Raw genomic sequence first — 584 nt, 5'->3', positions numbered from 1 at the left:
CGCGACCGCCGAGGCCGTCGATCTCGAACAGCACCGAGATGCCGACGACGTGGCTGCCGAGGCGCTCGACGAGTTCCCGTCCGGCGGCGAGGGTACCGCCCGTGGCCAGCACATCATCGATGAGCAGCACCCGGGAACCGGCGGGCAGGTCGTCGTGCATCTCGATCGTTGCGGTGCCGTACTCGAGGGCGTAGTCGACGGATGCCGCGGGGCGAGGCAGCTTGCCGGCCTTGCGGATCGGGATGAGGCCGACGCCCGCGGCGATCGCGGCGGCGCTGGCGAGGATGAAGCCGCGCGCCTCGATGCCGGCGATCACGTCGAACTGGCCGGCGAAGGGCTCGATGATCGCCTCGGTCGTGACCCGCAGGGCCTCGGCGTCGGCGAGGAGCGGCGTGATGTCGCGGAAGATGATGCCCGGCTGCGGATAGTCCGGCACGTTGCGGATCAGGGTTTCGGCGCGGACGAGGGCAGGAGACAGGGCGGCTTCGGGCACCGAGCAAGGGTACCTCTCCCGTTGGAGCGGGCGTCACAGTTGGGCACGGCTTGACACCGTGGGAGCGCTCCCATAGAGTGACTGCTCAGTT

At 69.9% G+C, this 584-nt stretch carries 1 protein-coding gene; it reads right to left on the bottom strand.

Going from position 1 to position 584, the window contains the following annotated elements; genetic code table 11:
• Positions 1-493: adenine phosphoribosyltransferase (locus ACNPM4_RS17195; protein WP_448986490.1), on the bottom strand; the 493-nt coding region annotated here is incomplete at its 3' end.
• Between the last annotated feature and the right edge of the window lie 91 nt (positions 494-584).

Source organism: Microbacterium umsixpiens (assembly GCF_053543675.1).
This window is presented reverse-complemented; position numbering and strand designations above follow the sequence as displayed.